The 5,569-nt window shown below is 56.0% G+C and carries 1 tRNA gene and 3 rRNA genes; all 4 read left to right on the top strand.

Going from position 1 to position 5,569, the window contains the following annotated elements:
- Positions 1 to 465: 465 nt before the first annotated feature.
- The 4 genes from NKF06_RS19550 (at position 466) to rrf (ending at position 5,472) form a co-directional block, all read left to right on the top strand.
- A 16S ribosomal RNA gene (locus tag NKF06_RS19550) occupies positions 466 to 1,938 on the top strand.
- Between the two features lie 97 nt (positions 1,939 to 2,035).
- Positions 2,036 to 2,107, top strand: a tRNA-Ala gene (locus NKF06_RS19545).
- Between the two features lie 217 nt (positions 2,108 to 2,324).
- Positions 2,325 to 5,239 (top strand): 23S ribosomal RNA (locus NKF06_RS19540).
- 111 nt (positions 5,240 to 5,350) lie between these two features.
- Positions 5,351 to 5,472, top strand: a 5S ribosomal RNA gene (gene rrf / locus NKF06_RS19535).
- The 16S, 23S and 5S rRNA genes sit together here with 1 tRNA gene alongside, the layout of an rRNA operon.
- The last annotated feature ends 97 nt before the right edge of the window (positions 5,473 to 5,569 follow it).

Raw genomic sequence — 5,569 nt, 5'->3', positions numbered from 1 at the left:
ATGTATCCCCGGCATTCGGATTAATGCGAAGAAGCGCACGGGGGCACTCCCCCCGAAAGCTTCCACCGAACGCCCCGACCCCAAGGTCGTCAGGCGCCCACCGGGATGACACACCTTCCCGGGGGTCGCCACGATACGACGGCCTTAAGTGGTCCAAGGCATTTCGGATGAATGCGAACGACACACCGCGATTGCAGGGCGATTCAACGCGTCCTGCCTCACCGGACCTGAACCGAACGGGGTTCGAAGGGTTTATACCCACGAATCGCCTCGGTTCAGGTCCGAAGGAAATGAGGATTCCGCCCCTGCGGTACGCCGCAAGACGGTATCTGATGTTAGCCCTAGTAGTTCGGTGACATCCGAACGGATGTCATACGAACTCGGACCTTTGAACGGTGATTTGACAGCATTACGCTGCCATTCACCCGCCAAAACCCCGCGACCAGGTTTAAATGGTCGCGACCCATTCCGGTTGATCCTGCCGGAGGTCATTGCTATTGGGGTCCGATTTAGCCATGCTAGTTGCACGAGTTCATACTCGTGGCGAAAAGCTCAGTAACACGTGGCCAAACTACCCTACAGAGAACGATAACCTCGGGAAACTGAGGCTAATAGTTCATACGGGAGTCATGCTGGAATGCCGACTCCCCGAAACGCTCAGGCGCTGTAGGATGTGGCTGCGGCCGATTAGGTAGACGGTGGGGTAACGGCCCACCGTGCCGATAATCGGTACGGGTTGTGAGAGCAAGAGCCCGGAGACGGAATCTGAGACAAGATTCCGGGCCCTACGGGGCGCAGCAGGCGCGAAACCTTTACACTGCACGCAAGTGCGATAAGGGGACCCCAAGTGCGAGGGCATATAGTCCTCGCTTTTCTCGACTGTAAGGCGGTCGAGGAATAAGAGCTGGGCAAGACCGGTGCCAGCCGCCGCGGTAATACCGGCAGCTCAAGTGATGACCGATATTATTGGGCCTAAAGCGTCCGTAGCCGGCCACGAAGGTTCATCGGGAAATCCGCCAGCTCAACTGGCGGGCGTCCGGTGAAAACCACGTGGCTTGGGACCGGAAGGCTCGAGGGGTACGTCCGGGGTAGGAGTGAAATCCCGTAATCCTGGACGGACCACCGATGGCGAAAGCACCTCGAGAAGACGGATCCGACGGTGAGGGACGAAAGCTAGGGTCTCGAACCGGATTAGATACCCGGGTAGTCCTAGCTGTAAACGATGCTCGCTAGGTGTGACACAGGCTACGAGCCTGTGTTGTGCCGTAGGGAAGCCGAGAAGCGAGCCGCCTGGGAAGTACGTCCGCAAGGATGAAACTTAAAGGAATTGGCGGGGGAGCACTACAACCGGAGGAGCCTGCGGTTTAATTGGACTCAACGCCGGACATCTCACCAGCTCCGACTATAGTGATGACGATCAGGTTGATGACCTTATCACGACGCTATAGAGAGGAGGTGCATGGCCGCCGTCAGCTCGTACCGTGAGGCGTCCTGTTAAGTCAGGCAACGAGCGAGACCCGCACTTCTAATTGCCAGCAGCAGTTTCGACTGGCTGGGTACATTAGAAGGACTGCCGCTGCTAAAGCGGAGGAAGGAACGGGCAACGGTAGGTCAGTATGCCCCGAATGAGCTGGGCTACACGCGGGCTACAATGGTCGAGACAATGGGTTGCTATCTCGAAAGAGAACGCTAATCTCCTAAACTCGATCGTAGTTCGGATTGAGGGCTGAAACTCGCCCTCATGAAGCTGGATTCGGTAGTAATCGCATTTCAATAGAGTGCGGTGAATACGTCCCTGCTCCTTGCACACACCGCCCGTCAAAGCACCCGAGTGAGGTCCGGATGAGGCCACCACACGGTGGTCGAATCTGGGCTTCGCAAGGGGGCTTAAGTCGTAACAAGGTAGCCGTAGGGGAATCTGCGGCTGGATCACCTCCTAACGACCGAGACCACCCCGACGGGGTGGCTCACACGCGATCTTCCGAGTTCACCGATGACACCCGTTCGGACACCTTAGAACTACTAGGGCTAACACGGGCCCATAGCTCAGTGGTAGAGTGCCTCCTTTGCAAGGAGGATGCCCAGGGTTCGAATCCCTGTGGGTCCATGGTAAGCAGTACTCCACTCCGAAACGATCGTGCCCCTTAAGTGTGGCAAGACGTTTCGAAAGAATGGATACTGACGACAGATGCACCATCCCGCGCAAGCGAGGTTGGGAAGGGTCGAAAATTCGCCTCGGGTCGTCACCGAGGGGATTTGATGAAACCGTGTGTACGTGCAATCCAGGCGTCCACTGGACCCGTTCTCCGGGTCACAGTGACTATATCAACTGGCTACTGTGCCAGCTGGTGGATAGCTCGGCTCGAGAGCCGATGACGGACGTGCCAAGCTGCGATAAGCCTCAGGGACCCGCATGGAGGGAAAGAACTGAGGATCTCCGAATGGGAATCCCCTCGCAATTGCCTTGCGCAATGGGGAACGTTCCGAATTGAAACATCTTAGTAGGAACAGGAAAAGAAAGCAATCCGCGATGTCGTTAGTAACGGCGAGTGAACGCGATACAGTCCAAACCGAAGCCTTCGGGCAATGTGGTGTACGGACTACCCAACACGGACCTGGATCATACGTGAAGTCTCCTGGAACGGAGCGTGATACAGGGTGAAAACCCCGTAACGTATGAACCAGATCCTGGGGTTGTTCCAGAATAGCGGGGGTTGGATATCCCTCGTGAATTTCGCAGGCATCAACTGCGAAGACTAAACACTCCTCGAGACCGATAGCGAACAAGTAGCGTGAGCGAACGCTGAAAAGCACCCCGAAAAGGGCGGTGCAATAGGGCTTGAAATCAGTTGGCGATAGAGCGACGTGGCATACAAGGTCACTCGACGAATGAACTGGGAGCGATCCCGTAGTAAGACTCGAGTGAAGCCGATGTTACGTCGTGCGTTTTGAAAAACGAACCATGGAGTGCATCTGACTGGCGAGTCTAAGGGGTGAACCCCCGGAGGCATAGGGAAACCGATACGGCCGCAGTCTTTGACCAGGGCCACCGTCTTCAAGGGCGGGGAGCCAACCGGATGCGACCCGAAACCAAGTGATCTACGCCGGAGCAGGGCGAAGCGTGGCGAAAGCTGCGTGGAGGCCCGTTAGAGTTGGTGTCCTACAATACCCTCTCGTGACTCTGGTGTAGGGGTGAAAGGCCCATCGAACTTGGCAACAGCTGGTTCCAACCGAAACATGTCGAAGCATGACCTCTGATGAGATAGTTCGTGAGGTAGAGCGACCGATTGGGAATCCGGACTCCGAGAGGAGTTCGCTTCCCTGTCAAACTCCGAACTTACGAACGTCGTAGACTCAGGGAGTCCGGTGTGCGGGGTAAGCTTGTGCACCGTGAGGGAGACAACCCAGAGCCAGGTTAAGGACCCAAAGTGTGGATTAAGTGTGATTGAAGATTGTCTCGAGCCCTAAACAGCCGGGAGGTGAGCTTAGAAGCAGCTACCCTCTAAGAATAGCGTAACAGCTTACCGGCCGAGGTTCGAGGCGTCGAAAATGATCGGGACTCAAATCCACCTCCGAGACCTGGCGGCGTGTCGTATGACACGATTCCGTAGGTTGGCATACTGCATGGGTGGAAGCACGGGTGAGAACTCGTGTGGACCGTGCAGCAACGAAAATCATGGTCTCAGTAGCAGCGAGAGTCGGGTGTGAACCCCGACGGCCTTACGCGCAAGGGTTCCTCGGCACTGTCAATCAGCCGAGGGTTAGTCGATCCTAAGTCTATCCGTAATTCGAAATAGATGAAAGGGAAACTGGTTAATATTCCAGTACCTTCTTGCACCAAACGTCGACGCTTTAGGAAACACCGAGCGGGGCCTTCGCCCCGTCGAATCACCGAAATTCGTGGAAGCCGTAACGGCACGAAGCGAACGAATGGTGAGATAGAGAAATTCGGCGGTACCTAGAGCCCGTGAAAAGACAAGCAAGAAGCTCGTACCGAGATCCGACACAGGTGCGCTGGCAGAGCAAGCCAAGGCCTGTCGGGATCAACCGACGTTAGGGAATTCGGCAAGTTAGTCCCGTAAGTTCGCGATAAGGGATGCCTGCTCTTGACCGAGCAGGTCGCAGTGACTCGGACGCTCCGACTGTCTAGTAACAACATAGGTGACCGCAAATCCGCAAGGACTCGTACGGTCACTGAATCCTGCCCAGTGCGGGTATCTGAACACCTAGTACAATAGGACGAAGGACCCGTCAACGGCGGGGGTAACTATGACCCTCTTAAGGTAGCGTAGTACCTTGCCGCTTCAGTAGCGGCTTGCATGAATGGATCAACGAGAGCGTCACTGTCCCAACGTTGGGCCCGGTGAACAGTACGTTCCAGTGCGGAGTCTGGAGACCCCCAAGGGGAAGCGAAGACCCTATAGAGCTTTACTGCAGGCTGTCGCTGAGACGTGGTCGCTAATGTGCAGCATAGGTAGGAGCCATTACACAGGTACCCGCGCCAGCGGGCCACCGAGGCAACATTGAAATACTACCCGTTAGTGACTGCGACTCTCACTCCTGGCGGAGGACACCGGTAGCCGGGCAGTTTGACTGGGGCGGTACGCGCTCGAAAAGATATCGAGCGCGCCCAAAGATTTCCTCACGCGAGTCGGGAACTCGTGGAAGAGCGCAAGAGCAAACGGAAGTCTGACAGTGACATTCCCAACGAGTGTCGCTGACGCGAAAGCGTGGTCTAGCGAACCTACGAGGTTCATTCATGGGACCCGTAGATGACAGAAAAGCTACCTTAGGGATAACAGAGTCGTCACCCGCAAGAGCACATATCGACCGGGTGGCTTGCTACCTCGATGTCGGTTCCCTCCATCCTGCCTGTGCAGAAGCAGGCAAGGGTGAGGTTGTTCGCCTATTAAAGGAGGTCGTGAGCTGGGTTTAGACCGTCGTGAGACAGGTCGGCTGCTATCTATTGGGGGTGTTAAGGAACTTGACGTGAACGTTCGTATAGTACGAGAGGAACTACGAATGGGTGCCACTGGTGTACCGGTTGTCCGAGAGGGCAGATGCCGGGCAGCTACGCACCACGGGGTAAGAGCTGAACGCATCTAAGCTCGAAACCCACACGGAAAAGAAGTTCCACTGAGGACACTCGTAGAAGACGAGTTCGATAGACTCGGGGTGTACGCAACGAGGCAACGAGTTGTTAAGCCCGCGAGCACTAACAGTCCAAGCCACATTCATACGCACTGAGACCCGAGAACGGGTCCAGGCGCAAACTGGATTGCACGAACACATTGGTAAGACGGCCCGTCCGATATTGGTATGACAACGGTTCGATTCCGTTGATCGGCATTAAGGCGGCCAGAGCGGTGAGGTTCCACCCGTACCCATCCCGAACACGGCAGTTAAGCTCACCTGCGTTCTGGTCAGTACTGGAGTGAGCGATCCTCTGGGAAATCCAGTTCGCCGCCCCCACTCATACAGAGCCCACTGGACTTCGGTCCAGTGGGCTTTTTTCATTTATAGCGAGCGGCAATCGCTCGCGCACTGCACAGACAGCGACCGCTCCCTC

Source organism: Haloferax sp. AB510 (genome assembly GCF_024136985.1).
Taxonomy (GTDB): domain Archaea; phylum Halobacteriota; class Halobacteria; order Halobacteriales; family Haloferacaceae; genus Haloferax.
The sequence above is the reverse complement of the archived record's forward strand: the minus strand, read 5'-3'. Positions and strand labels throughout refer to the sequence as shown.